The sequence below is a fragment of the Salmonella sp. FC25216 genome (assembly GCF_057751355.1).
The window spans coordinates 235,162-261,292 of the sequence record NZ_JBDGON010000008.1 but is presented as its reverse complement, the minus strand read 5'-3'; the positions used below and the strand labels follow the sequence as shown (position 1 = coordinate 261,292).

Genomic DNA, 26,131 nt, shown 5'->3' with positions numbered 1-26,131 from the left:
GCTTATTGACCAGATGGATCTCAACGTAAAATTCGCTTTAAAAACTTCCGTATACTGACTGGTAAATGACGTATAACTATATGTATTAAATATGAATTAAGAATTGCATTTAAGTGCTTATATATTTTTTTATTCAACCCCATGGCTTTATAATTACTTAGAATGTGCTCGCTTAATTTGTATTTTTCTTTCAAAAACATCAATGAGTCATAAGTCGAATAGCACTGATTATTGACATAATTCATTGCTGAATTGAATTTAGATGCGCGAAGTGAAATATCTTTTGGATGGGCGATAATAAAAAAATCAGGAAAGATATATTCAAAATCTTTGATGATTTTATGCGATATATCATTGTGGTATTTAATTGGAAAGGGCGTATTAACACCAAAAATATAATTCATTGTAAGCCACTGTTCTACTGCATACCTGGAACGAAAAATATTTTCGTTACGATTGCTGTGAGAAGCATATATGTGAGTTTCATACCATACAGAATAATCGAAAGGATATTCTGGCGCTGAATAGTACCGAATTAGGTCTTCTTTAAACCCGAACTGAAGCATATCACTTATATGATAAGGCATCCGCTCACTAAATCTTGGGTTTATTGAGAAAATGCTGGATGTAATTATTCGACCTTTTGTTTTTTTATTATCGTTAGGAATATCTTTTATTAAATTCCATAGTGATATGATATGATTCTGCATCAAAATCTGATCGGTTCTTATTTTTAATACAAGATCATGGCTTGCTTCAAGTATTCCGTGGAGAGATGTCTTTATTTGCTTGTTTATGTTATTGCAAACAATAGGTTGACCTCTATCAGACACTGATTCAAATTTTAGGCTTGGTAATTCCCCAGAATTTTCAACAGTAACAATTTTATCAAAAACGCCTAATCGGTTAGCATGTGTTAATAGTAAATGGTCATTTGAGCTAAGAATAATCTCTGATTCGGGGAAATGAGTTCGAAGTAACTTGATAGAGTAATAAATATCAAATTCTCTATATGCTGGCCCAGCGATAACTATACTGATTTTATTCATGCTATACTCCATGGGTAATTTGTAAAACAATATAAGTGAACATTGTGGAATAATCAAGTTATAGTCTGAATCGCTGAGGCTAAAATAAAAATATCTTTGCGTGCGGCATTTTTATAATACTTGGAATAGGGTGGGATTAGTTAATGGATCCGATAAAGAAAAAAACAGCAGTTATATTATATGGTTACATGAGGACATTTAAGGATACTGCGCCACATTTAATTAAGAATATACTTATGGTTAATAATGCTGATTTGTTTATTTTTTGCTATGAAAATGAAGGCACATCGAATATCATTAATATGGAAAATGTAAACAATGAAAAAAATAAAAATGCTGTAAAATGGGATTCAGAAGGTGGTTTAATAACAGAAACTTTGTTAAGAAGTATTTACGAGGATTTCCTTGTTGAGTTTAGCATCAATAAGTATAACCGTAATTTCTTTATGGAAGAGTCAAAAAATATATTTAGCCCGGTTCTACCTATTGAAAGATTTTATTCACTTTACTGGAACATGAGTAATTCAGTAAAAATGCTTAATCGCTATTGTGAAAAAAACAATATCGAATACGAATCAGTTTTAATTACTCGTCCCGATCTAATTTTTTACGATATAGTCGATCTCTCTGTATGTGATAGAAAAAAAATATCAGTTCCGACTCATGGCGGAAACTTTTTGTTTGGGGAAAAGCCTAAACCATACTTTGCTTGCTATTATAAGAATGTTGAGCGAGGTGAGTTGATACCATGGAATACAGTGGTCTTTTCTGATCAATTTATATACTCAAGCTTTGATAATATTATTAAATTATTAACTCTGTATGAGAATTTATCATTCTATAATAAAATTGGTGTGCCAGTATGTCACCCGGAAACAGTACTATATTATCATCTATCTCTTTCTAATAAAATTCCCGTAAATACAATAGATATTGTATATGAAATTTTACGTTCTACTACTGTAAAAGTAAGTAATGAATTACTCTTGGCATTCCCACCTCAGAAGGACAGCCTTGATATACATAGCAATACTAAGCAAGTAAATCTGCCTGTTAGGTCTCTTTTTATCCGTTATTTGAAGCGCGTTGCTAAAACTATTTTAAATCAAAACTAAAGGGAGTAAAAGGTTCCACATGTATGCTTTGATTACACCAACATTTGACGGACATCTTTTTTTTATTGAAAAGTATTTGAGAAGTCTCGATGTATATCTTTTAGATAAAGAGATAAATATATATTTCACGACAGAAGAAAAAAACGTAGATCAGTTATATGATATAACATCAAAGTATAGTAATCTCAATATTACAATATTTTCATTTGATACATTACTAAAAAAGAATGGAATTGATTTAACATCGATCGAGTTATTAAATGATTATGGTAAATTTTCTTATCAGACTTTGAAAAAACTTCTTACTGTTGCACATATACCAGAACAGTATTCTATAGTTATAGACTCAGAAAGTATGATGATTAGGCCGGGAAGAGTTTCTGACATTATTGAGACTTTTATTGCAAATCCTTTTCTGGCATATTCACGTTTATCTGAGCGTAAAGTTACATCTCCTTTTCTGACTGGAGTTGTAGAAAATACAGCACGATTGCTTGATACTGAACCTAATGAGTATTTTTTAGAACACTTTGTATGGGTTTATGACAAAAGTATCCTGAATGATATGTTTCATTCATTTGACGGGGTCTTTTCATTGGTAAAAAAAGCGAAATTGAATTGTGGAGAAAATCTATTTGAAATACAGACATATCTTGCTTTTATTTTCTTGAATAATGAAAAGTATGGTTATGATATTATCAATGTTTTGGATGCTGTGAAAAACATAGACGAAGGGTATCTTGATAAATACTATAAAACATTTAAAGGGAATTTTGGTGTTTTGGAAATGGCTGGCGCAATTGTAACTCGTGATAACTATCAGAGAATTGCAGAATTATTCGATAAGCTTCATATTACGATGATGCGCTCTGAATATCATGGACGCATGAAGTATCACAATAAATTAATTGAATTGATTCAGCCAGTTTTTCTTTGTTCCTCGCAAGAACACTCTTTCGGAATAAATGCAACGATTAAAAATCGCTTACTGGATGCGACTGATACCAGATGGGAGGTACATATTATAAATCATCATCTCGATGTTTTGAAAATTAAACATATAGTGTCTTTAGCTTATCACCTATGCCGAGTGATTGTTAAGATACCTGTTAATTTCATCCTAAATAAATTCAGATAATAATGTATTTAATAATTATACTGGGTTTCTTTTTGTTGATAATTTTACCGCCTTCAATGAATACAGTTTGTGCACCAGTCTTCTGCATCTGAGGGGCCGGGAATTGCTCCAGCGCCAGCCATTATCGCTGAGTATAAAAACTATTATTTGTAACTTCGGTATCAAGGAGAAATACTGAAATTGCGAATGCTAATATCTTATATGCTATGCATAAATCATCTGGGCCAAAATCCTATTAGAATAGGATTTTAATGCTGTCGCTATTACTTTTATGGGGAATTATTTTATTAATTATGAATAACAAGTTTCTGTTCGCTCACTATTTGAGGGGAGGAGCCGCATTGTGTGTGCTATTTTCACATTACACAGCATCATTCTTTATTTCTAATGACTTTATTTCATCTGTACTAAATATACCTAAGGCGAAAAATTTAAGCTTTCCAAGAATTATACTTGATTTTATTCCTGTCGAGTTTCCTGGCTTCCTTTCAATTTTTGGTGTCGCTACATTCTTTTTAATTAGTGGTTTTTTAATTCCAATTTCAATTGAAAAGTATACTGTAACGACTTTCCTTAAAAAAAGATTCTTTAGGCTATACCCAACATATTTTATTGTTTGTATCATTAATTTGTTTTTTGTATTCTTGGGGTTCTGCATTTTTCATTATTCAGGGAAAGACTATCACTACGGTTTAGACAAAATATTAAGTATTTTTAGTATGGGCCTTTCTCAGTATGTTAAAGATACTATATCAATGGATCCAGTAGCCTGGACTCTTGCGATTGAAGTATTATTTTATTTATCTACGTTATTTTTTTTCAGGATATCCTTCCTCTTTAGAAGGAAAGAAAAGATATCATTGAGTGATGTGCTTTTGTTATCACTTATTTTAAGCGTATCAGTAGTCTGGTTATCTCATCATATTGATAAAGTTTCAGTTTTCTTGAAGGTTATAAATGTCGGATTTTTAATAAAAGCTATTTATTTAACCACTTTTATGTTGGTTGGGACGACATTTTCTCTTTATGCGAGAGGGCGGATCGATATTAAAAGGTTAGTGTTTGCAGTTATACTTCAGTTTTATATGTTTGTATATATAACGATGCATCTTGCAGGACCTGCATTTTATATATCAACAGTAACTACATTTAGTTGGTTTGGTTTAGCGATTGTGGTATTTGCATTTTTATATGCTATCAATGATAAAATATCATATAATAAAAGTCTGAAACTCTTAGGTGATATCAGTTATCCGCTTTATCTGTGTCACTCGTATGCTGGGTATTTTATAATTGGAATGATGATAAATTTAAATATTCTCCCTAGATCTCTGGTTGTTTTTATGCCATTGCCCTTTGTGCTGATTTTGGCGTATTTTATTCATGCGAAAGTGGAAAATAAATTTGTTTCATAATAAATTGTAAATATCCCGTATAATTGAGTCATTCACATTTAGCGATCATCAGCATCATGACCTGACTAATCAGCTTGAGTAGGTTATCCCTCCCTCCTGCATTTTTATATAGAGCGTTCAATTTAAGTTATTTTCAGCTCAGCACCTTTGCGGATCTGGAGAGAAGAAATAATTCTATCAACGGAAGAAGATGAATAATTATTACGCCAAATATAATCCTACAGAAGATACTCCTGAATATCACCTTAGAAAGTTGAACTTCCGTAAATTACTATGTGGAAAAACCCATGATAAGCCACCATAAAGAGCTAAATTCTAACCCCATCATTACTGTGATTTGCCGGAGCGTAGCAAAAGGTAATGGCGGTATTTTTTGTTTTAATTCCCATAATCCACGTAGTAGTGGCGGACATAGTTGCTTCGCGACATGTTTTTAAACGCCTGTTGGAAGGCGCTAAGCTGCTGAAATGTAGTGAGTCTGGCGACGCAATCATCAAAAACATGTAATTCAGAACCTGTGTTAAACAAGAACGGGAGCCGGTGGGCTCCCGTTTTTTATGGTCTTCTTACCTGGCTGAGAACTCACTATGCCCATTGTGGCTTCAAAAGATGTTCCTGGTCTGTTTTAGCCAGCACGCGTTCAGTCGCGGAGTTGAACAGGCGCAGGTTGAGCTCCCTCATCACTTTTACGCCAGCCGTTGCATCGACCGCGATATCATCACTTCTGTCTGGTAACCTCAGTTCATCGCTGACGCGGGCGATGAATTCCCCTGTCTCCACAATTCGGTTTTTCTCAGTGCTAATTTCAGTACAGATTTCTGGTGCTATCCGCTCAATGACTTTATGCCATGGTTCCCATAGTGTAAACCATTCCCGAAACTGTTTGTCTTCAGCCATTCGGACCAGATAGTTTCACTTATCCAACGAGGACAACAGCACCGTGTCGGAAATAGCGCTACCCGCCTGTGGATGAGCGATATCATAGCTATACATCATCGTGACCCCATCCCATGTAATGGTATAATGGTTAGGTTCAATGATGAGTACTAACGCTTCTCGGCTGTCTGTATCCAGGATACAAACCTGATTTAATCCCTCTGTGTGGCTCTGAATGTTGTCCATCAGCGCCGGAAAAGCCAATTCTCTCAGGCGGTTAAACGTACTGCTGATATTTTCTGGTACTATTGCTTGAGGGGGACAAAGTTCCATCAGGCAATTCCACGCTTCCGTCTGGTTTTCCTCAGAAAAAAACGTGCTAACTTTCCTCCGGCGACGGCGTTTCTGTGCTGGAGGGGAGGGGGAGCCCAGTTCTGATAGTAGAACGTAAGTTGTTTATGTTAAACATAATTTCGTCTGCATTAAGTATAAAAAACATACTATGTCTTATACTTACGGCCTTTGTCTCTCAAAAAAAGACCTTTTTCTGGATCATTAGTACGGCGATGTGATTGCTGAATTTATGTATTGTAGTTAATAACGGGGTAGCGGTTTTTTCCTGGATAACTCCCCACATTTTCCCCGTACAGAAAACAGGCGTAAAAAAGCCAACAATGTGTCTAATAACCCTAGATAACACACGGCATTTAAAATCACTTGCAGCGTGCCGCATACTCTTCCCCAAAACCAAACACCGGGTTTTGATAATCAAAGAGTGGCAAAAGGATATTTTATTCTCCTTCCGAAGAAGGCGGCTCCTCCTTTACCTGCGTTGGGCGTAGCGTTTCACCTGGCTCAAAATGCTGGTAGTCCGGCCCGTAATCAAACCACAGTTCATCCCCGGCGTGGACGTCGCGTGTGGTGAGGAAAAAGTTGATATTCTTCCCGACAAGCACCGCGCTGACGTTCTGTCTTACTTCTGCTTCCGCCGTCCGATGGGTAAATACCGGACTGTTAAGCAGGCTGAGGAGATTTCCCTGCGGGAAGCCGGATACAATGCGTTCCTGGCTTCGCGTGGCAAAATAATAATTACCGGCTTCCTTCCCATATTCTTTTTCGTATTCACACCGTACCTTTTCACTGTCCAGCAGGCGGCCGGAGTAGGGGCCCAGTACGGTAAACGCCGCCAGATCGGTTCGCGCGTAGACTGTACGCCCTCTGTAACCGTCGCTGTCATCAAGGGGAATAGCGACGGACATCATGGCATTCATTCGCGCATCATGACTTCCTTCATTTTGCAGAAACCAGCGAATATCCTGATTAATTCTGGCTTTTATCTGCCGGGGTAATGGGTTAAAAAGAGGCCCCCACCGTGTAACCTGCAAGGTTTCAATCTTGCCTTCCGCCTGCGCCATCACCGATATCGTCGGGTCACGCCAGTGCTGCAGAATGGGCAGGTTATTGTTTATCTGGTGTGTTCGCCAGGTCACGGCGTCTTCCTCTTTCTTGATCTGTTTTGCCGGCGGGGCTGAGATATCCTCTTTGGTCGAGGGAAGCGACCGTTTTTCCCCGCTGCGCTCCGGGAGGATACCCACGCTGGCGGTTATCTCATCGCTTGCGCCTGCGGACATCGATGTTTGTTGACTGTCACTCGTGACGGTAGCAGACAGCGACTGCTGCAGTCGCAATATGCCATTATACTTCAGTCCTGTGTTTGTCAGATAACCACTGGCGCTGCCGATGGCTATCCCCTGAGCCAGCGCCCACTTTATCCAGCCTCCCGCCTCGCGTTTCGCCTCCTGCGACATGTCCCGCCATGTCCGAATCTGTGCATTTGTAATAGGAGCGCCTCTTTCTCCGGGCGGTTTCAGTCGCTCTATACCAAAGAGGGTCAGCCCGCTGTTGGTCAGAAAGGTTTCGGCACTTCTGAAGGTTATTCCCCGTGCCTCCGCCCATCTTCTCCAGCCGCCTGTCTTTGTGCGCTCTTCCTGTGACATATTAAACCACTCCAGGAGTTGCGCCTGGCTGATGGTCGAGCCCCTCTCTTCGGGTGGCTGCAGCCGTTTCCTGCCATGGTGGGTCAGTCCTGTGTTTGTCAGATAGCTGCAGGCACTACTGATGGTTATCCCCTGAGCCTGTGCCCACTTTATGCAACCGCCTGCCTCGTTTTTTGCTTCCTGCGACAGCTCCTGCCACGCCAGAATCTGTGCATTTGTAATAGGCGTTCCTCTTTTTTCTGGCGGTAGCAGGCGCTCTATACCAAAAAGAGTCAGCCCGGTGTTGGTCAGAAAGTTTTCGGCACTTCTGATAGCTATCCCCTGCGTCTGAGCCCACTTTATTCGGCCGCCTGCCTCCTTTTTCGCTTCCTGCGGCAGATCCCGCCAGGCCTGAATTTGTGCATTTGTAATAGGAGTCCCCCTTTCCTCGGGCGGCAGCAGACGAACTATACCAAAGGGAGTCAGTCCGGTGTTTGTCAGAAAGTTTCCGGCACTGCTGAGAGGTATCCCCTGTGTCTGCGCCCATGCTTTCCAGCCACCTGACTCAAGTTTTGTCTCCTGCGGTAGGTCTCGCCATGCCTGAATTTGTCTGTCCGTAATGGCGCGGCCCCTTTCTTCGGCGTGCTGCAATCGTTCCATGCCGCGGGGGGTCAGTCCGGTGTTTGTCAGATATTTTCTGGCACTGCTGGTTGTTATCCCCTGCGCCTGCGCCCACGTTATCCAGCCGCCTGCCTCGCTGTGTTCTTGCGCTGACATGTTAAGCCACGTCAGGAGCTGCGACTCAGTGATGGGAGCGACTTTATCTCCGGAGGACCGTAACAGCTCCATGCCACGAGGGGTCAGCCCGGTATTTGTTAGATATTTTTTGGCGCTGGTGATAGAGATTTCCTGCGCCTGTGCCCATTTAGTCCAGCCGCCTGCCTCGTGCTTCTTCTCCTGCGGCAGGTCCTTCCATGCCTGAATTTGGCGGTCCGTGATGGGGAGCCCTCTCTTTTCGGGAAGTTGCAGTCGTTCCATGCCGCGGGTAGTCAGCCCTGTGTTTGTCAGACAGCTCCTGGCGCTGCTGGTTGCTATTCCCTGCGTCTGTGCCCATGTTATCCAGCCGCCTGCTTTGTTGTGCTCTTCCTGTGACATGTTAAACCACGTCAGGAGTTGCGCCTTAGTGATGGGGGCCCCCCTCTCCTTAGGATGCTGTAGCCGTTCCATGCCATAGAATGTCAGTCCCATGTTTGTCAGATGTTTTCTGGCGCTGGTGATAGAGATCCCCTGGGCTTGTGCCCATGTTACCCAGCCGCCCGCCGCACTGCGCGCCTCCTCAGAGAGGTCACGCCACGTCTGGATCTGGCCGACAGTGATAGGGCGGCCTCTCTCTTTGGGAGGGTGTAATCGCTCCCTGCCATAGGGGGTCAGCCCAGTGTTGGTCAGATAGAGTGCGGCACTTCCGAGAGTAACCCCCTGCGCCTGGGCCCATTTTCTCCAGCCGCCAGCGTCGCTTTTTGCCTCCTGCGGCAGGTCCAGCCATGTCTGTATCTGCGTACGTGTAATGGGGGGGCCTGTTGGGCCTCTTCCGGGGCTTTCTGTTGCCTCTGCTAACGGGGCTACTGCTTCCTGAGGCTGCGCCGTGTGCCATTCCTGGTCGCTCAGGTGAAGTGTGACGGAGGGAAGGTCGCTGCTTTTACCGGAGGCTATCATGCAGATGGTTTTACCGGTACCGAGTATTCGCTCTGCGGTGAAGTTATCCTGCCGTCCCGGAGACGCCAGCGCCTTCAGTCTTAAAAAGTGCTTCAGCCTTTCCGGCAGCGACGTTCCTTCATCCGGCTGATAAAAAACGTGAAAGCACAGTGCGGCCTCATCCTGAACGGGCAGTGAGAACCAGTCCCTGATACTGTTCCACATCCCGCTGAAGTCAGGGGAAGGGGCGCTGCTACCTGTCGGTGAGGAAAGATGAGTGACGGCCCCGATACCCCGCATAGCGCCTCCTGGTGGTGCTTATCTGGTTTTAAGGTTAACAAGGGGACGCTACCATCGCTCATTATTTTTTGCTTTTAGATTATGACCATCAGACCTCATGTACTCCAGCCTGGTCGGTTATGCCAAAAAAGGGAGCCTCAGGTCGCTATTTGATATTCGCAGACGCTAATGATTTAAAAGTAGATTTATTCGTAATGAATAATCAATCGTTTAAGCCGTCGGGCTGAGTGGCCCGACGAACGTGTTTAGAAGGTATATTTAAGACCGACAGTGGTCATAAAGTTATAATTTTCAATACCTGCGGTGTTTTTACTGTGTTCAGAGGTATTATCGCTGCGGTCATAAACCGTAGTATCCCCTTTTTTGTTGGTGATGCGATTCCATGTTCCTTCAACATACACTTTCGCGTTAGGAGTAACATAGTAACCCGCGTTTGCTGCAATAGAGTAGTAGTTCTGGTTTTTAACTTTACTACGGAAAGTGAGCGCCCTGGCGTAGTGCTCATCGTTATCAGATGCCTTTACCCAACCGCTGTATTTAAATGCGCCGCTAAACTCAAAGTTATCGTAACGGTAGTTACCCGTAAGACCGATATAAGGCATTTTAAATTGTTGTTTATAGCCTATCCCTCTTTCTCCATCAGAGAATGCCCCAGTTTCATTCCGGAAACCGCCATTCTCGCTGTAAATATAGGTACCCCCGGTGGCATTGAAGCTGTAACGGCTTTCCTGGTAGCCAGCCATAAGACCAAGTCGATAGTCTGGCTCATTTAAAAACCAGCCTTTAACATTCAGATCGAATTCATTGGCGTAATTAAGACGTGTATTAGGATGTCTACTTTCATCTGTCCATGTTCCGGCGTGATTGGCATCCTGCCAGTCCTTATCAACCATATTGGCTCCACGGCTGTCGATTGTACTCCATCCGGCAGCGCCGACAGATAACCATGGCATCAGATCCCAGTTGATTGCACCTTTAATAATTGCAGCGTTATTGTATTTCCAGTCAAGTTGGCTAACTTTCCGCCCGCCTTCTGCTGGGTCGTAAACGCGTTCTTTTGTTTTTCCGCTTAGCGTTCCTAAACTGATATCCGTGCTTACCTTTTCAGGGGTAAGGAAATTGAATTCGGTTGAGGCTAAAGAGTTGAATGCCACAGGGGCGGTGAGAGCGATTCCCAGAAGTTTTAAACGTATAAAGATGACTCCATTCGTCATAGTTAATTATCAGGTAGATATTCTTTTTATCCAGATCAATTAGTCAATAATGGCTCACTGCTTTGTTTACCTTTTGTTTAATATTGGGGGTTGATTTGCTGATGGACTATTATGTGTCAGGTATAACAATGGACAAAATGACCATGGGATGTCATACGGCGTGTCTTTTGCCATGGTGCATTATTCCTTCGTCGGCTCGTATATACATGATGAGCGAGGCGGAAATCGAACTTCTTAGTAGCGTTCGAGTGTGTGCAATGAGTGTCTAGCGGCACTCTCCTGAGGATGATTTTCCTGACGGACATATATCAGAGTTTGCTGGCGTGACTCCCCATGTCACTCCTCGAGGGCCGGAACACGCGGATAATAAAAGCACAGAAATTAGAATAATATATTTCATTCAATTAATTCCTTTGTTTTAACTTATGGCTTTTGTTTTTTCTTCAGTAGCCCGCCAGCACGGGCTACAAGGTTAATTTGAACAATACACTCGGGCTTCAAGGGGCGTGTAAATTCCAAGAGTGACAAAACCTAATAGGCCGTTCACAAAGGTTTGCTGGGTTTCCGTACGCATCACTTTATCTGCGCCACCGCAGATTGCAGCGGCATCAACGGTTTTTTTCTGCCCCAGTCCTGAAATAAAGAAATGATGGGTGATAACCTTTTTGGGTGAGGCAACGGGTTCAGAACTCATTTTAAATGTTTGTTGAGCGCAACCTGAGAGGAGAAGTACCAGCGCAAAAGCGGATACAGTCTTAATCATAAATTACCTCCATGGTAATAATGTCAATCGAGTCATTTTTAGTCTGTCCGTTTGTAACGGAAGGGGATTATATACAATTCTTTTATGATTGGAAATGATAATTTTTATCATTTGATTGAGGCCAGCATATGAGGGGCCCGGCTCAAGGGGCTGGGTATTCCTGTATTACCGGGAATGTCAGTTCAGGCACATAGCTCATTATCGTATATGGCTACGGAGCATTGTGCAGAATGGGCATGAGCAACCAGGAACGGGGGAGGCGTCACACGTCCCAAGGATAGTTACCTGCGGTAGAGTGCCATGCTGACTGTAAAAGCTGCCCAGAATCTTACTTTCGAGAGCGTTAACTTTATCAGGAGTCGTGGATGTCACGTTGGGCGGCGCTTTGAACGCCAGGCAACTAAACGATGAGGCAGCCAATGATATGGCGAATATTTTTCTGATTTTCATTTGATGATCTTCTCCGCTTAATTTTGCACAATTGTCATCGGTATACCCGGTCGGAGCCAGGTTATGACGGGAGTGACGCCGCTGGATTCATGTCTACTTTATCTGAATACTGACCCTGTATTTTTTAGCTTTGTTTTTACGGGCATCATTGCGCGTTTGAAGTATTCTCAGTTCATAGTGACCGGATGCGGGGAGCGTGTACTGTCCGCTATCACTAAGTGCTGGTGAGTATCTGGAAAGATCAACTGAGTCGCTTATCCCGGGCCCGAACAGGTAAGTATCTGCGCCTTCATTCGAAATACTGACATGGAGCTGTTGTCCTTTTTTGGCCTGAAACTTATAGGTATCGTAATCGTATCCCTTTATTATTCCTGAGTATTGGGCACTGTAATGTCCTTTATTGAACTCGACATTTACGTTCTTACCAGCAGCAAAACACGTTGAGGTTAGGAGAGCTAAAAGAAAAACGGCTTTACCGATGCGCTTGCTTTTCATATGTCAGTTTCTCCATCAGGATTAGCATGAAGCTTTGTTATACTATAACAATATGTCGTAGTGATCCAGAGCCTTGCCGTCGTTTCGGAGCATTAAGTGAGTAACTTATTCCCATCGTCAGGAGAATTAAGGACTTTTGAAGGTGATGATAAGGATAGATGCATCCCTGATGATATGGATGCCTTGATATATAATTTCATCTGAATGCGTTTTGTTTTGGCTTTGTTTTATCTGAATCGTTTTATAGTACTGAGTTGTAATCTGTATATTTCATGGGTTATGCGAATTTTAAACTAAAAATGATCAGATGTGCAGGTTGTATAAAAACTAATTTTTAATCCTTAGTGAGAAGCGGAAATTTTTTATATTCCAACTGAATAGCCGCCATCTACAGTAATTATCTGACCTATGATAGAGCGGGCAGTATCAGAAGCCAAAAATAACGCTATACCAGCAATTTCTTTTGTAGTTATGATTTCTCCGGAAGGCATCCTGTTGAGAAAGGCTGCCTTTTTCACCTTGTCGCGCCCAACAAAGCGATCGAATAAATCTGTATCTACAGGGCCCGGTGCAATAGCATTTACTCTAACGCCTTTAGCTGCAACCTCTAATGCCGCAGAGCGGGTTAGTCCGTTAACAGCATGTTTACTGGCAGCATAAATACCCCCTCCGGAAACACCTGCTTGCCCGGCTCGTGAGGAGATATTTATCAGACTACCAAAGCACTGTTTACACATAATGGGTAAGGCATGTTTCATTACAAGCTGAGTTCCAAGTACATTAGTATTAAATACATGATGAAAATCATCAACAGTGGTGTTTTCGTGCGTTGAGGGATGGCCTTCTGTTCCTGCGCTGTTGATCACTACATCAACTCTTCCATATATTTTTATGGTGAACTTTATCAGATTTATAACCTGCTTTTCGTCAGTTACATCCGCCATGATAAAATGGCACTGAGGGTGGACTTTCCGCAGTTTTGTTTGCAATGCCTCACCTTGCTTAATATCTAGTCCTGAAAAAATAAGGTTATATTTTTCATATGCAAACTGGTAGCTACATTCCTCGCCAATACCAGAAAGTGCTCCAGTGATCACAATTGTTTTTGCAGACATACCGAATACCTCATGAACAATAATGAAAAATACAACGTAAACCTATCTAACCAGATATCAAGGAATTATAAGTGGTTGATTTATTGTTATTAATGTGTAGGCGTGGGGTTATATATCGTGATAAAAGCTTTTTTTGTGAAAAAATAGATGAAAATACCGGATGGCTTTAATGTTTTCTATATTTATATGTAAATTATATTGCAACAAGATGATAAGTTTTAGTAACGCTAAGAATAGTTTCGAGAAATTGATTGAAAATATTTAAAAGTAATATTATGTGATAGCTAAAGGTTAGCGCTATCAAATATACAAGCCATAAAATTTATTCAGAACAACGTTTTTATATATTTGTGCTATTGGTGTGCGTTGTATGAGAAATTGCTGCTTGATAAACTAATGTGGGCCATTGCTTATAATGAGAAGTAAATTCTTTATCAACGGAGTCATTATATCGCTATGGCAAGGAAATATCTCTTTTACTCTTATTCTGGGGTGGGGGTGAACAAAGTAGAATGTCGTTCGGAGGGATTATGTATACAATTAAATTTATGTGTCTGATATTTTCAGTCTTCATGGGGTCTGTTTTTTCCGTACCAGCACAGGCGATGACGTGTTTGAATGAATATCACTCGGTAGATTTATGCACGGAGATATGTAGTGGTCTTGATCCATTCGGATTTATATTTTGTTTATAAACATTAAGTTGTGCTCAACACTGGTCTGGAGTGTAAGTTCACTCCAGGCTGGGTAAAGACAACGCGAACCGGCCTTCGGAGAAGGTGGTGGTTCCTTAACCTGCACTGAGCGTAGCACTTCACTTGACTCAAAATACCGATAATCTGGCCCGTAATCAAACTCGTCGGGTCACGCCAGCACTTTCCGGAGGTTGTGTCGAATACTATTCCTGGTCGCTCAATGAAAGTGTGACAGGGGAAGGGGCGCTGCTTTTACCGGAGGCAATCGTGCAGATGGTTTCACCGGTTCCGGGCATTCGTCTGCGGTGAGGTTATCCTGCTGTCCCGGAGATGCCAGTGTTTTCAGCCTCAAAAAGTACTTGCCTGTCCGACGGCGACGTTTCTTCATTCGGCTGAAGTCGGGGAGACGCTATTGCTTGCCGGTGAGCGCAAATGAATGGCGGCCCCGATACTTCGCATAGCGCCTCCTGCTGAGGAAGTCTGCCACCGTTTATTATTCTCTTCTTTTACATTATGTCCATCGGCACTCGCGTGTCCTGGCCGAGTGGCTTGCCAAAAACGAAGAGCATCAGGTCGTTATTGGGGCTGGTACTGTGGCGATTTATGAAATATGTACTGGGATCGGAAAACCAGAACTATATTATCTTCCAGGTATGTGTTTTTTGATGAAACAGTATTTCGGTGATTTTATTTTATGAGATTTTTTTGTCTGTGGCGATGTGGTAAATCGAGTGCTTTAATGCAAACTCTATTTACTACCATTTTTGGTAGTGTGTGATATATTTTCGAAAGTAAAAACTTACGAATGTAAAAAAATATTTTTCATTTATGGTATTCTATTGCCAATCATTTTTATAGCTGGTACGTTTTCTAATGTCAGGACTGACATCCAACTCGTATTGTATAATAAAATATACAGGGATTATCCATGAATAAAATATACGCTCTGAAGTATAGTGTCAGACAAGGTGCTCTTGTGCCTGTTTCAGAACTGGCAACTCATGTAAAAAAATCTTCTCGCACAGGTCTGATAAAAAAACTTATTCCATCAGTTATTATTAACACCCTTCTTTTAGGATATTCAATTACATCGCTGGCCTCAGTCGTCAGGTATGATATCCCCTACCAGACAATAAGAGATTTTGCGGAGAATAAAGGGCAATTTACGCCAGGCAGTATGAATATCCCTATTTACAGCAAAACAGGCGCGGTTATTGGCTATTTGAATAATGTTCCAATGCCCGATTTCAGCAGTGCCAATCATCAGTCAGCGGTTGCCACACTTGTTTCGCCACAGTATATCGTGAGCGTAAAACATAATGGCGGCTATCAGAGTGTCAGTTTTGGTGATGGCGAGAATGGGTATCGTCTTGTTGACAGGAATAATCAGCCTGGACGAGATTTTCATGCCCCACGTTTAAATAAATTAGTCACAGAAGTCGAGCCTTCTTTGATGACACAGTCGGGGATGGTGTCTGGCGCTTATAGTGATAAAAATCGTTATCCCGCATTTTACCGGGTAGGGTCCGGAACCCAGGAAATTAGAGATACAAATGGCCATATCACCTCAATTTCCGGCGCATACAGTTATCTGACCGGCGGAACGGCGGGCTCACTGGGGTCTTATGATCAGGGCAAGATGATCAGTACCAATACCAATAACCAGTTGTATAGCCTGGCGCAGGGGCCGATGGGAACACACCCACGCAGTGGTGATAGTGGTTCACCTTTATTCGCCTATGATTCTGTTTTACAAAAGTGGGTCATTGTCGGGGTGGATAGTTCCGGCGGCGGCGGCGGCACTAACTGGGCAGTGGTTGATGCGAATTTTGTAAATCAGGCCATTCAGGACGATACCGATGCGCCAGTAACTTTTATGGCCGGACAAGGCCCCTTGCGCTGGGCGTTTGACTCGACAGATGGTACAGGAACGCTTACCCAGCAAGAGACTGTCTATCAGATGCATGGCCAGAAAGGCGCCAACCTGAATGCGGGTAAAAATCTGGTATTCAATGGTGTTGACGGTCAGATTGTACTGGAAGACACGGTTAACCAGGGCGCGGGGGCGCTGTCCTTTAACCATAATTATACGGTATTCACCACGAACGGTTCCACCTGGAAGGGCGCAGGTCTGGATATTACCCGGGATGCAGAGGTGAACTGGCAGGTGAACGGGGTTCAGGGCGACAACTTGCATAAGGTCGGCGAGGGCGTGCTAAAGGTCAATGGTACTGGTATTAACCCGGGCGGATTGAAGGTTGGGGATGGTACAGTTATTCTGGCTCAGCGTCCGGATGAGGACGGAAATGTTCAGGCCTTCAGTTCGGTGAATATCGCCAGTGGCCGACCCACGGTGGTTCTTACCGACAGCCGACAGGTGAATCCTGATAACATTAGCTGGGGCTTCAGGGGAGGCCGGCTTGATGTCAATGGCAATGACGTCACTTTTCATAAAGTTAACGCCGCGGATAATGGTGCGGACATCATTAATACCAGCGATACCTTTGCCACAGTTTCAATTAAGCCCCTCACGGACATGACGGTGACTATTAATGACTGGGATAAAAATAAATCTTCCGGCGGTGCTGCCGGGTTATTGTATAAATATAATAACCCTTACGCCCATACAGTGGATTATTTTATCCAGAAGAAAAAAGGATATGGATATTATCCTGTCAATCAGTCAGACAACGACAGTTGGGAGTATGTTGGACACAATGAGACGCAGGCCGTTGAGCGGGTAAAATCACGGCGTCCTGTCGATGATCGAATTTATCACGGTAATATCACTGGCAATATTCATCTTAATATTGATACCTCTCACAGTAACGGCGGCCTTATTTTTGACGGCAATATAGATACGCCAGATGGCAAGTTGATGCAATCTGGTGGTCAACTGACGTTCCAGGGCCATCCAGTTATCCATGCTTACAACGGTAAATGGTTGACTGATAAACTAAAATCCCTTGGTGATGATTCTGTCAGAAATCAACCCACGTCTTTTGATCAGCCTGACTGGGAGAACCGGACATTTCGTCTGAAAACGCTGTTGCTGAACAATACCGATTTCGGCCTGGCCAGAAACGCGTCGCTGAATGGGGATATTGAGGCTGTTCATTCGTCCGTGACGTTGGGTACGCCAAATTTGTATATCGACCTGAATGACGGGAATGGCACAAAAGTGACGCCACAAAAGGGAACCTCGGTTGCCGGACAGGAGGCGGACATGAGCCGCTATGTCGGGAAAGTGACGCTTAGCAAGCAGTCAACTCTGGACGTACGTGAAATTTTCACTGGCAGTATCCAAAGTCAGGATAGCGTCGTCACCGTTTCCTCGCGTCATGCGAAGCTGGATGATTACAGCCGGTTCGGCAACACGTCACTGACTCTTCAGGAGGGGGCTCGATTGACCGCCACCGGGGGGTGGTGGAGTGATTCAGACGTTATTGTCGGACCAGCCGCTACGCTGAGTCTGGCAGGCGCGCCTGCAGGTAGCCAATCCGGACAGATGAGTCCGGCGTTTTATTCCACCAATTATGGCGCGGGTTATCAGTTGGGTGCCGCGAGTGAACTACAGTTCTCTCCTTACACCTTTGTTACCGGCGATATCCGGGCAGAGGGTGATGCAGGTATTACCATTGGCAGTAGTGAAAATGTCGCCCTGGCGGATAATCTGCCCCTGGAAGAGCAGATGATGTACAGTCTGTTCAATGGCTTTCGTAATGTTTATTCGGGTAATGTCAGCGCCCCGCAAGGGCGAATGGCGATGACGGATACGCAGTGGCAGATGCCTGGTGATTCTCGTATAGGGGCACTGAGTATGACCCGGTCGCTGGCCGGCTTTACCGGGCGCGGATTTCACACTCTGACTACCGACACATTACAGGCCAGCCAGTCTGCTTTTGCACTCAGAACGGACCTGAAGGACAGTGACAAGATTGTAGTGAACCAGAAAGCAGAGGGTCGGGACAACACCCTGTTTGTGAACTTCCTGAAAAAACCGTCCGGACAAGAATCCCTGAATATTCCACTGGTCAGCGCCCCGGCGGGGACAAATCCAGCGATGTTTAAGGCCGCAGAGCGGGTGACCGGTTTTAGTCTGGTGACGCCGACCCTGCACACAACAGAGCAGGATGGCAAAATACAGTGGGTACTGGACGGGTTTAAATCCGCGCCGGACAAAGGGTCAGCCACGTCGGCCAACAGCTTTATGGGCATGGGATATAAAAACTTCATGACCGAAGTGAATAATCTGAATAAGCGTATGGGGGATCTGCGTGATACTCAGGGCGAGGATGGGATGTGGGTACGTATCATGAACGGCGCCGGAACCGGTGACGCCGGATATTCTGATCGCTACACCCATTTGCAAACGGGGTTTGATAAAAAACACCGGTTGTCAGAGGCTGACTTATTCACCGGTGTCCTGATGAGTTATACCGATAGCAGCGCCAGCGGTCGGGCCTATAGCGGCGACACGCATTCGCTCGGCGGTGGGTTGTACGCATCTGTGATGTTTGATTCGGGGATATATATGGACGTTATCGGTAAGTATATCCACCATGATAATGACTATAATGCCGGATTTGCTGGTCTGGGCAAACGGAATTACGGTACACACTCATGGTATGCCGGTCTGGAGGGCGGATATCGCTACCACCTGACAGAAAGTTTGTACATTGAGCCACAGGCGGAACTGGTATACGGAACCGTGTCCGGAACGACGCTGAAATGGAATGATAACGGCATGGATGTGTCGATGCGTAGCAAGACCTATAATCCGCTGATAGGGCGTACAGGCGTGGCTCTGGGGAAAACGTTCAGTGGAAAGGACTGGAGCGTTACGGCCCGTACTGGCGTGGATTATCAGTTTGACCTGGTGGCCAATGGCGAGACGGCGCTACGCGATGCATCCGGAGAGAAACGTTTTACCGGTAAAAAGGACAGCAGAATGCTGTACAACGTGGGGTTGAATGCGCAGGTGAAGGACAATGTCCGTTTTGGTCTGGAACTGGAGCAGTCGGCATTTGGCAAATATAATGTTGATCATGCCATAAACGCTAACTTCCGCTATATGTTCTGAGTGGCGGCGTTTGCGTTATATCCTCACAAACAGCGCCTTAGGGCGCTGTTTTTTCCCGGACATACTGTACTTTCGCAGGGGGCGAAAAATAGTTATTCTGCAACCAGCCACATATCGGCCTCTTCAAACATCTCTTCCAGCATACGGTTCAGCCGTTCTTTCTCGGTTTTTGTACAGTCACTGTTTAATGCGTTTGCCTGCATTGGTTTAACTTTCACTTGTGCCGCGGGAAAGAGCCGGTGTACGCGCTTTGTGAGTTCATTAAGGATAATTTCTCGTGCCCCCGGCAGGCCTTCAACGTTTCGCTTGTCATAAACGAGTTCGACGAACATCGCCATTTCCTTTTTACTGGTTAGATAAACAGTATTTAAACTGGGTATATAACCAGTGTCAAGGTCTGGCCACCGTTTTGTCATCCTGATGGTGGTTAACGGTGCGGACATCAAATTAAATTAACAGAACATAAAAGTGAAAGCTGCCAACCTGTTGCTGTGCTATGACGTTAGCCGCTCTGTTTTCACGGAGGTATCCTGTAGGTACCTGCTACCTGATGGTAAATTCCAGGGCGCGGCTGAAATCGCAATCGGCCAATACAACCGGGTCGCCTTTTCTGACAATAATGCTATTCGTGCCCAGGCATTTTCGGCTCTGTTTCCCCTTAATGTTGTTATCATCTGTGAACCAGCGCTGGTTATCATTACCCGTGCATGAATAAAGAATGACTGGCGTGCCTTCTTTCGTACCCTGTCCCGCAGCATCCAGGCATTTCTCACCATGCGTGATTTTGTCGCGGTGAAATGAGAAAAGCTGAGATTGCACATGTTTACACTCCTGCAGCGTCAAATGATTCTGTTGCTCTGAGCCAGCATCAAGGCACAAACCATCTGTTGTCCGAATCTGTTCCGCATCATTTATGTAATAACCGCCGGAATTAATCTGGTTTTGTGTAATGACCGGGAACGATAAATTAATACTATAAGGGGCGGGTAAGCCGTTAGTCGTACACCCACATAAAATAGAGGAGAGGCAGAGAACCAGAGTGGTTTTTCCTGAAAGTAATGCCATTCAATTATTACCCTAAAAATAAATAGCGTTATAACTATATTAAGTGGTTTATACCCACTGGATATCACCTGGTGTCGAGGTGGCAATAGAGAGAATTCTGATAGACTTACATAAATAATTCGGTTAATTGCACGCAGTCAACCAGGAAGCAACTCAGACGACGATAGGTATATAGCATTGGATACTGTTGTAATATTAAATGTTATCACAGCGGAAAACGGTTGTACATTTCTCTGCGTTAAACAACGCGAGAGGATTTGCTGACATCCGATATGCGATAAAAGAGGGGGTGGGATATCACTGATAAAATAAACCCTTTAGATTTTTGTCAATGACGATATCCTGCGGTATTTTTAAGCAAAATTTCATTCCAGACTACGGAGCTATATGTATGTGCTTATGATCAGGCAAAAGTAAAGGTAGTTCATTAATTTCTAACGTATAATATGAACGATTAGCACTATCAGCCAGACACCTTAAATAAACAGCCGAACGCCCGGGCCATAACGACCTTATTCACTTTTTCTGAAAAAATGCAGAATTATGAATTATGAAAGATAAACGTTGGCGGCAGTAGGTCCACGGAGGCCATTAATACGACAGAACTCAACGCGTATACCTGGGATAAGCGCTTCTGCTTCGTGTTGGTTACATGCTGAAATGTGGACCTGAACATCTTTACGGCCATCGGAGGGGGTGATGAGACCTTTACCGCTCTTACAATCAAAAGTTTTGACAATTCCTGTCATTTTACGAGACAAACAAATTCCTTAAAGGGGATAACGAGGCGCACTATACACGTCAGGAAAAATAATACCAGCTATATTTAATAGCAATAAAGATTTCTGGACGGCTAAAAGTAGTCTATTGACACCATCGCAAATAATGGCATTACGTTCTGGAGAAAGTATTCTCTTTTTTAGATCCGTTAATTGGCGTGGGCATCATGGGTTTTGTAGTAGAGCAGGACGGTGAACTGATTTTCCTGGTTTGCTTTTTATCGGTATTTGCAGGTGGTTGCGGGGTCTTACTACCAAAATCGTAGATAAAAATTTCCCATGATGCCTGTTGTAAACTGACGGAACGGTATGAATGGGCCAAAACAGGCAATGAAAAAATAATCAATGACCAAAGCATAAAAGCATGATGTTTCATAACACCTCCTGTTATATGCAATGACTTATGTATTTTATATACTGAATTATGGAACATAACTACCATCTTTTATTAAACGAAGAGTTAATCGTTTTTAATATTAATGTGCTTTATTGTAGGGGTGGAATATTTTATTGAACAATCAATATTTGCATCCGTTATTATTTTTATAGAATGTAAACTCTCTCTCAACACGGGCGATATTTATGTTGGAATTGTGGTGTTGATTCTATTCTTATGACAAGAAATGTTGTAATTGATAGATATATTAAAAATTACATCGGAGAGGCAATGAAGCGTATCGTGAAGTTTTTTCTGGCAAGTGAATATGGTCGCAGCGCCAGCGATGGCATATAACTGTATTTCGTCTGGAGAGTCAAGTGAGGACTGTGAAGCACAATGCAATATGTTATGGTTATATGGAGAGTTTGCTTACTGGACATGTTTTTAGCTGGTCGGCGTCAGATATTTCGGTATGCGAGTGGTGTGGGTGTTTATGTTTGCATATCAATGGGTTATGTTAGTGGTTGGTTTTTCTGTAATGGCCAGACGTTTCATGGGACCTCTTAAATTAGTGTGTGTGAGAAAGATTAGAATGTAAATCTATAAAAAAAAGATGACCTTGGAGAACGGGTTTCCTTAATAGACGGTACGGGTTCTCGTTAGTAAAAATGTCTTTTAAGAAGTAAACGCATCGGGAGCGATAGCGGTGAATTATTCCTGGTTTTGTCGGTTCGGCATAGTGGCGATAACTGAATGTCGGATCGGTACTGCGGGTGTTTAAACGCACCGTAAATAAGAAGTAGTATTAAGGAGTTGTTATGAAAAAGCTTATTTTTTCCACTTTAGTTATTACTACAAGCGTTTTGGTTGTAAATGTTGCACAGGCCGATACTAACGCGTTTTCCGTGGGATATGCACAAAGTAAAGTTCAGGATTTCAAAAATATCCGTGGGGTAAATATGAAATACCGCTATGAGGATGACTCTCCGGTAAGTTTCATTACTTCGCTAAGTTATTTATATGGAGATAGCCAGGCTTCCGGCTCTATTGAGCCCGAAGGCATTCATTACCATGACAAGTTTGAGGTGAAGTACGGCTCTTTAATGGTTGGGCCGGCTTATCGATTGACCGACAATTTCTCGTTATACGCGCTGGCAGGTGTCGGTACAATGAAGGCGACGTTAAAAGAGCATTCCACTCAGGGTGGTGACACGGACTCTGCCAAAATATCCTCAAGGAAAACGGGCTTTGCGTGGGGCGCGGGTGTACAGATGAATCCGCTGGAGAATATTGTTATCGATGTTGGGTATGAAGGAAGCAATATTTCCTCTACAAAAATAAACGGCTTCAACGTTGGGGTTGGATACCGTTTCTGAAAAGCATGATCTATGCGGAAGGTTCGCCTTCCGCACAGCCAGTTAATAAAATAAAGAGGATTTTTTTACTGTAAACAAGTATCTTCTTGTCTCTTCTCGTTTCGTGATATCGCTCTGAACATAACATTCCACAGCATGAGCGCAGGTAGGTGATTGTTGCAAGGAATCAAGGTAGTTCAGGTATGTGGTAAGCATGAAGGCCTGGTGTAAATAACGACAGATCTAACAAGATTCACCCTGAAAAATTTTCTCTGAATTAATCACAATGTCATCAAGATTTTGTGATCCCCTTCGCATATTGTACCCGCCGTTGACAGACTTCTGAAAAGTAGCAAGGGATGTATTTTATATCCAATAGAGTACCATTTTTGCTCCTGGCAGGAGTCTCCAGCCGCCACTAGCTCAGCTGGATAGAGCATCAACCTCCTAAGTTGATGGTGCGAGGTTCGAGACCTCGGTGGCGGTCCAATGTGGTTGTCGTATAATGTTATTACCTCAGTGTCTGGCTGATGATGTGGGTTCGATTCCCACTGACCACTTCAGTTTTGAATAAGTTATGTCTTGCAACTCTGTTACAGAATAATTTCATTTATTACGTGACAAGATAGTCATTTATAAAAAATGCACAAAAATGTTATTGTCTTTTATTCCCGGTGAGTTGTAGATTTTTCTTATGCGGTGAATCCCCCTTTGCGGCGGGGCGTCCAGTCGAAATAGTTAATGTTCCTCGCGAACCATATTGACTGTGGTATGGTTCACCGGGAGGCACCCGGCACCGCTATTTTTTATAAAACAAAATTTACCCTCTACGGTTCAGTAGGGTGGGCTTTTTTACATCAGGCAGGTCAGAATAATACTGGTTAGCTTGAAAGGTATGATCAATAGCAGAAATAAATGGTTCCGTTCGCGGTCTGAAGGTTTAACCGCGCCAGAGCGTATGCAAGACCCTGGCGCGGTTGGCTGGTGATCGTTCGATAGTGCGAATATGAATGGTTACCAGCCGCTGCGAATTCTACCTATGCCACCTAATAAAGCAAAACATTTAGACGCTAAACAACGACAATTCAGATAGTTCGAACTTTTCTTTAAAAATGGGACTAACCATGATTAAAAATGGCTATTAATTAGCCATGATAACACCGTAGTGATTCACGTATTCTGTCAGGAAAGGTTGAAGAGGAAATGCCTGATGACAAGACTTCAGGCATTTCTAAAGATTAGTTAGCTAAGGAACAGTTGCTGAGAACAGGTTTATCATCACCTTCTACCAGTTCAGCCGTTTTGCCTTTTGTATAAAGCTTATATGTATAATTTTTGTCCATAGCTTCATAGTTTGCTCCTGAGGCCATTTTCATTATCCGCATCGGGATCATCTCGTTTACCTGATTGATAATCGCATAGGCATTTCCAGCCTCGGTGTTGATGTAAATCACCTCCATCACCTGGTTATCATTACAGGTGTATATAGATTTAGAAATTTCCTGCGAAGCTGCCATAGATGCGGTACTGACGCTAAGCGCCGCAAGAAAGAGGGTAAATGGGATCAATTTACGTTTCATCATTAGTATCCTTTGTTCATATTGTTGTAGTTAATTCCCTGAAGAGCGGGAGATAAGACAGCATCAATATCATTAATGCTGTAGTATTCCTGTTTACTGGCGAAAAGTAGCGCCAGAAAAGCGAGTTATAATTTATCCGTCATTGACATATGCGATGAGCAGATAAATCTTAAAATCATAAACTATAGGCTGCAAATCATTATGACACGATGGAAAACGATCTTCGCCGCTGCTCAATACTATGGCATAGAAACCGAAGAAAGCAGTGCTGTTCACTATCTTGCTTCATACAGAATCTATCAGTGAAACTATTTCTTCAAATGGTGGTCTTTTTATTATCGATCAGGTAATGGAATCAACAGGGATTATTCAGGAGTATATGTGAAAAAGTGGCTTATAGGAGGGATTTTGATCGCAAGTTTTCTGACAGGTTGTCTGATGTGGCACAATATTGATAAATGGTTTAACAAAGATATCGAAGTTTTTTACGCCGGAGACGATAACTAAATCTCCTGTCGGTTGGTAACGGGTAGCATATCTTCAGGTGTTGCGCCCAAGAGTTGCCGGGCGCAAATGGTAGATGCATGAATACCATTTCATTAAAGTCTTAGTATCACGTGAACAGTAGTTATCGCGTATCCACTGAAGTCACAAGATGTATAAGCCAGGTTTTTGTTTCAGAAGTGACTGAAACATATTTTGTTCCGGTTGGGTTTACCGCCAGTTGCTGAAAAAAACAATGTTTGTGTAACCGTTGTAGAGGTTGACACATGCGCCGACCGTGAATTTTATTTTTGGCGACCATATTTCCTCCCAAAAGGCCGCCCGAAGGCGGCGCTGGGTCTGATAATGGAGAAGGGCGTTGGTCACTGCCATAACCAACCTCCATACACTAATACAAATGATAATCATTATCAATTGTGTCGATGATGAAAAAATTGTAAAGATGAAAAGATGTCAGAAATTACGATGAACGGAGGGGCATTTTTCGTTAACCGCTTAAATTCATAACTAAAAAGATGCTTTTATAGGCTTGAAAATGGTTTATCCGTCCTTATGTAGTCAGTGGACAAGCAATGCTTGCCGTGATGTTGAACTTTTGAATAGTGATTCAGGAGGTTAATGATGGCACTCAGTACCTTGTCAGCACTTCCCGGGTTTGCTGATTCTCTTTTCTCGGACCGTTTCAACCGTATTGATAGACTTTTCAGTCAATTAACAGGAGATACGCCAGTCGCTGCGACGCCAGCTTACGATCTGAAAAAGCGCGATGCGAATAACTATCTACTTATCGTGAGCGTTCCTGGCTGGAAGGAGGAAGAGTTTGAAATTGAAACGGTTGGCAGCAACCTGAATATTACGGGTAAACACACTGAAGATACTGTAGAGGATCAGACGCACTGGATTTATCGTGGTATTCGTAAGTCGGATTTCCAGTTGAGTTTTTCTTTGCCTGAACATGCTAAGGTGAATAATGCGAAACTGGAGCAGGGGCTCTTGTTGGTAGAGATTTACCAGGAGATTCCTGAAAGCGAGAAACCGAAAAAAATTGCCATAGAAAGCAAACCAAAGGCGATTGAACACAAATCATAATCGC

General features: G+C 43.0%; 23 protein-coding genes, 1 tRNA gene and 1 pseudogene. 11 read left to right on the top strand and 14 right to left on the bottom strand.

The genetic code is table 11. The annotated features are described in order from the left end of the window. Positions 1-20 precede the first annotated feature (20 nt). Positions 21-1,049: a WavE lipopolysaccharide synthesis family protein gene (locus AC3G3F_RS17860; RefSeq protein WP_023247937.1), complete on the bottom strand. Its 1,029-nt coding sequence runs from the start codon at positions 1,047-1,049 to the stop codon at positions 21-23. A gap of 143 nt (positions 1,050-1,192) precedes the next feature. Between AC3G3F_RS17860 and AC3G3F_RS17855 the strand changes: the two genes are divergently transcribed. The 3 genes from AC3G3F_RS17855 (at position 1,193) to AC3G3F_RS17845 (ending at position 4,717) form a co-directional block, all read left to right on the top strand. Beyond that, positions 1,193-2,164 carry a hypothetical protein gene (locus AC3G3F_RS17855; RefSeq protein WP_121767740.1) on the top strand — a complete coding sequence of 324 codons (972 nt, stop codon included), beginning with the start codon at positions 1,193-1,195 and terminating at the stop codon, positions 2,162-2,164. Between the two features lie 19 nt (positions 2,165-2,183). Further along, positions 2,184-3,302, top strand: a complete 1,119-nt coding sequence (locus AC3G3F_RS17850; RefSeq protein ID WP_079796783.1) for a hypothetical protein — start codon at positions 2,184-2,186, stop codon at positions 3,300-3,302. Between the two features lie 251 nt (positions 3,303-3,553). Then, positions 3,554-4,717 carry an acyltransferase family protein gene (locus AC3G3F_RS17845; RefSeq protein ID WP_023247940.1) on the top strand — a complete coding sequence of 388 codons (1,164 nt, stop codon included), beginning with the start codon at positions 3,554-3,556 and terminating at the stop codon, positions 4,715-4,717. A 271-nt stretch (positions 4,718-4,988) separates the two neighbouring features. Here AC3G3F_RS17845 and AC3G3F_RS17840 read toward each other — a convergent pair whose 3' ends face one another. Then, positions 4,989-5,087 (bottom strand): hypothetical protein, encoded by a 99-nt coding sequence (locus AC3G3F_RS17840; RefSeq protein ID WP_219914862.1) that lies wholly within the window; start codon positions 5,085-5,087, stop codon positions 4,989-4,991. Positions 5,088-5,149: 62 nt separating this feature from the next. On the opposite strand from AC3G3F_RS17840, the pseudogene AC3G3F_RS17835 reads away from it, so the two are divergent. Continuing rightward, a pseudogene (locus tag AC3G3F_RS17835) lies at positions 5,150-5,224 on the top strand (isocitrate dehydrogenase); the annotation flags it as partial. Between the two features lie 78 nt (positions 5,225-5,302). On the opposite strand, the gene AC3G3F_RS17830 reads toward AC3G3F_RS17835, so the two are convergent. From AC3G3F_RS17830 to AC3G3F_RS17800, 7 genes are all read right to left on the bottom strand, one after another. After that, the gene (locus tag AC3G3F_RS17830; protein ID WP_023247942.1) at positions 5,303-5,614 is read right to left on the bottom strand and encodes an E3 ubiquitin--protein ligase; all 312 of its coding nucleotides are present in this window, start codon (positions 5,612-5,614) and stop codon (positions 5,303-5,305) included. 15 nt (positions 5,615-5,629) lie between these two features. Continuing rightward, the gene (locus AC3G3F_RS17825; RefSeq protein WP_080153673.1) at positions 5,630-5,839 is read right to left on the bottom strand and encodes a hypothetical protein; all 210 of its coding nucleotides are present in this window, start codon (positions 5,837-5,839) and stop codon (positions 5,630-5,632) included. A 545-nt stretch (positions 5,840-6,384) separates the two neighbouring features. Continuing rightward, complete coding sequence (locus AC3G3F_RS17820; protein WP_488395444.1) at positions 6,385-9,561, bottom strand: SET domain-containing protein-lysine N-methyltransferase; 3,177 nt, start codon at positions 9,559-9,561, stop codon at positions 6,385-6,387. 245 nt (positions 9,562-9,806) lie between these two features. Then, positions 9,807-10,754, bottom strand: a complete 948-nt coding sequence (locus tag AC3G3F_RS17815) for an omptin family outer membrane protease (RefSeq protein WP_023247945.1) — start codon at positions 10,752-10,754, stop codon at positions 9,807-9,809. A 493-nt stretch (positions 10,755-11,247) separates the two neighbouring features. After that, positions 11,248-11,538 carry a Bor family protein gene (locus AC3G3F_RS17810; RefSeq protein WP_023247946.1) on the bottom strand — a complete coding sequence of 97 codons (291 nt, stop codon included), beginning with the start codon at positions 11,536-11,538 and terminating at the stop codon, positions 11,248-11,250. A gap of 543 nt (positions 11,539-12,081) precedes the next feature. Then, entirely contained in the window at positions 12,082-12,483 is a 402-nt protein-coding gene (gene pliG, locus AC3G3F_RS17805) for a g-type lysoyme inhibitor PliG (RefSeq protein ID WP_023247948.1), read from the bottom strand. Between the two features lie 362 nt (positions 12,484-12,845). Continuing rightward, positions 12,846-13,598, bottom strand: coding sequence for an SDR family NAD(P)-dependent oxidoreductase (locus tag AC3G3F_RS17800; protein WP_023247949.1), 753 nt, complete (start codon positions 13,596-13,598; stop codon positions 12,846-12,848). 818 nt (positions 13,599-14,416) lie between these two features. Between AC3G3F_RS17800 and AC3G3F_RS17795 the strand changes: the two genes are divergently transcribed. Next, positions 14,417-14,602 (top strand): hypothetical protein, encoded by a 186-nt coding sequence (locus AC3G3F_RS17795; protein WP_136058236.1) that lies wholly within the window; start codon positions 14,417-14,419, stop codon positions 14,600-14,602. Positions 14,603-15,221: 619 nt separating this feature from the next. Continuing rightward, complete coding sequence (locus AC3G3F_RS17790; protein ID WP_070802420.1) at positions 15,222-19,376, top strand: S6 family peptidase; 4,155 nt, start codon at positions 15,222-15,224, stop codon at positions 19,374-19,376. A gap of 92 nt (positions 19,377-19,468) precedes the next feature. Here the strand turns inward: AC3G3F_RS17790 and msgA are convergent, their stop codons facing one another. The 4 genes from msgA to pagD form a co-directional block, all read right to left on the bottom strand. After that, positions 19,469-19,708 carry a virulence protein MsgA gene (gene msgA / locus AC3G3F_RS17785; RefSeq protein WP_023247951.1) on the bottom strand — a complete coding sequence of 80 codons (240 nt, stop codon included), beginning with the start codon at positions 19,706-19,708 and terminating at the stop codon, positions 19,469-19,471. A gap of 211 nt (positions 19,709-19,919) precedes the next feature. Continuing rightward, positions 19,920-20,441: a ricin-type beta-trefoil lectin domain protein gene (locus AC3G3F_RS17780; RefSeq protein WP_023247952.1), complete on the bottom strand. Its 522-nt coding sequence runs from the start codon at positions 20,439-20,441 to the stop codon at positions 19,920-19,922. Between the two features lie 548 nt (positions 20,442-20,989). Further along, complete coding sequence (gene cspH / locus AC3G3F_RS17775; protein WP_023247953.1) at positions 20,990-21,202, bottom strand: cold shock-like protein CspH; 213 nt, start codon at positions 21,200-21,202, stop codon at positions 20,990-20,992. Between the two features lie 130 nt (positions 21,203-21,332). Continuing rightward, entirely contained in the window at positions 21,333-21,596 is a 264-nt protein-coding gene (pagD, locus tag AC3G3F_RS17770) for a virulence protein PagD (RefSeq protein ID WP_053509474.1), read from the bottom strand. A gap of 821 nt (positions 21,597-22,417) precedes the next feature. On the opposite strand from pagD, the gene AC3G3F_RS17765 reads away from it, so the two are divergent. Then, positions 22,418-22,975, top strand: a complete 558-nt coding sequence (locus tag AC3G3F_RS17765) for an Ail/Lom family outer membrane beta-barrel protein (protein ID WP_023247955.1) — start codon at positions 22,418-22,420, stop codon at positions 22,973-22,975. Positions 22,976-23,366: 391 nt separating this feature from the next. Beyond that, positions 23,367-23,443: transfer RNA gene (locus AC3G3F_RS17760), tRNA-Arg, on the top strand. 749 nt (positions 23,444-24,192) lie between these two features. On the opposite strand, the gene AC3G3F_RS17755 is transcribed toward AC3G3F_RS17760, so the two are convergent. Continuing rightward, positions 24,193-24,537, bottom strand: coding sequence for a c-type lysozyme inhibitor (locus AC3G3F_RS17755; RefSeq protein ID WP_023247956.1), 345 nt, complete (start codon positions 24,535-24,537; stop codon positions 24,193-24,195). A 378-nt stretch (positions 24,538-24,915) separates the two neighbouring features. On the opposite strand from AC3G3F_RS17755, the gene AC3G3F_RS17750 reads away from it, so the two are divergent. The 3 genes from AC3G3F_RS17750 to AC3G3F_RS17740 all read left to right on the top strand — a co-directional run bounded on the left by AC3G3F_RS17750 (position 24,916) and on the right by AC3G3F_RS17740 (position 26,127). Further along, positions 24,916-25,041 carry a lipoprotein gene (locus tag AC3G3F_RS17750; protein ID WP_000758947.1) on the top strand — a complete coding sequence of 42 codons (126 nt, stop codon included), beginning with the start codon at positions 24,916-24,918 and terminating at the stop codon, positions 25,039-25,041. Between the two features lie 192 nt (positions 25,042-25,233). Continuing rightward, positions 25,234-25,464, top strand: a complete 231-nt coding sequence (locus tag AC3G3F_RS17745) for a hypothetical protein (protein WP_044136291.1) — start codon at positions 25,234-25,236, stop codon at positions 25,462-25,464. Positions 25,465-25,659: 195 nt separating this feature from the next. Further along, positions 25,660-26,127, top strand: coding sequence for an Hsp20 family protein (locus AC3G3F_RS17740; RefSeq protein ID WP_488395458.1), 468 nt, complete (start codon positions 25,660-25,662; stop codon positions 26,125-26,127). Positions 26,128-26,131: the final 4 nt, after the last annotated feature.

What these genes read in the sequence shown, in the direction of transcription:
- pagD (WP_053509474.1), bottom strand. Translation starts at nt 21,596, where the DNA reads ATGAAACATCATGCTTTTATGCTTTGGTCATTGATTATTTTTTCATTG.
- AC3G3F_RS17825 (WP_080153673.1), bottom strand. Translation starts at nt 5,839, where the DNA reads ATGGACAACATTCAGAGCCACACAGAGGGATTAAATCAGGTTTGTATC.
- pliG (WP_023247948.1), bottom strand. Translation starts at nt 12,483, where the DNA reads ATGAAAAGCAAGCGCATCGGTAAAGCCGTTTTTCTTTTAGCTCTCCTA.
- AC3G3F_RS17810 (WP_023247946.1), bottom strand. Translation starts at nt 11,538, where the DNA reads ATGATTAAGACTGTATCCGCTTTTGCGCTGGTACTTCTCCTCTCAGGT.
- AC3G3F_RS17800 (WP_023247949.1), bottom strand. Translation starts at nt 13,598, where the DNA reads ATGTCTGCAAAAACAATTGTGATCACTGGAGCACTTTCTGGTATTGGC.
- msgA (WP_023247951.1), bottom strand. Translation starts at nt 19,708, where the DNA reads ATGTTCGTCGAACTCGTTTATGACAAGCGAAACGTTGAAGGCCTGCCG.
- AC3G3F_RS17850 (WP_079796783.1), top strand. Translation starts at nt 2,184, where the DNA reads ATGTATGCTTTGATTACACCAACATTTGACGGACATCTTTTTTTTATT.
- AC3G3F_RS17790 (WP_070802420.1), top strand. Translation starts at nt 15,222, where the DNA reads ATGAATAAAATATACGCTCTGAAGTATAGTGTCAGACAAGGTGCTCTT.
- AC3G3F_RS17855 (WP_121767740.1), top strand. Translation starts at nt 1,193, where the DNA reads ATGGATCCGATAAAGAAAAAAACAGCAGTTATATTATATGGTTACATG.
- AC3G3F_RS17765 (WP_023247955.1), top strand. Translation starts at nt 22,418, where the DNA reads ATGAAAAAGCTTATTTTTTCCACTTTAGTTATTACTACAAGCGTTTTG.
- AC3G3F_RS17740 (WP_488395458.1), top strand. Translation starts at nt 25,660, where the DNA reads ATGGCACTCAGTACCTTGTCAGCACTTCCCGGGTTTGCTGATTCTCTT.
- AC3G3F_RS17755 (WP_023247956.1), bottom strand. Translation starts at nt 24,537, where the DNA reads ATGATGAAACGTAAATTGATCCCATTTACCCTCTTTCTTGCGGCGCTT.
- AC3G3F_RS17830 (WP_023247942.1), bottom strand. Translation starts at nt 5,614, where the DNA reads ATGGCTGAAGACAAACAGTTTCGGGAATGGTTTACACTATGGGAACCA.
- AC3G3F_RS17860 (WP_023247937.1), bottom strand. Translation starts at nt 1,049, where the DNA reads ATGAATAAAATCAGTATAGTTATCGCTGGGCCAGCATATAGAGAATTT.
- AC3G3F_RS17820 (WP_488395444.1), bottom strand. Translation starts at nt 9,561, where the DNA reads ATGCGGGGTATCGGGGCCGTCACTCATCTTTCCTCACCGACAGGTAGC.
- AC3G3F_RS17845 (WP_023247940.1), top strand. Translation starts at nt 3,554, where the DNA reads ATGCTGTCGCTATTACTTTTATGGGGAATTATTTTATTAATTATGAAT.
- AC3G3F_RS17780 (WP_023247952.1), bottom strand. Translation starts at nt 20,441, where the DNA reads ATGGCATTACTTTCAGGAAAAACCACTCTGGTTCTCTGCCTCTCCTCT.